Source organism: Sphingomonas sp. AC449 (assembly GCF_979253475.1).
In genome coordinates, this window is record NZ_CEEDCZ010000110.1 from 1 (window position 1) to 233 (window position 233).

The 233-nt window shown below is 64.8% G+C and carries 1 pseudogene; it reads left to right on the forward strand.

Annotated features, from left to right (window positions below):
- Positions 1 to 233, forward strand: a pseudogene (locus AC0CH3_RS18020) (endo alpha-1,4 polygalactosaminidase); the annotation flags it as partial.

Below are 233 nucleotides of genomic sequence, written 5' to 3' on the forward strand. Positions count from 1 at the left end.
GCGCGGTACGCACGCGGTTCCCCAAGATCCGGATCATGCTCAACCGCGGCTATGCGGTACTGCCCGACGTCGCACCCAAACTCGACTATGTCCTCGGCGAAGCGATGGCGTCGCGCTGGAACTTCGCTGCCAAACGCTCTGAAATGCTCAGTGATGACGACTGGGAATGGCAGGCCGCGCGTTTGCGGGTCGCCGAGGCGCGCAATCCCGCGCTCGAGCTCATGACGCTCGGC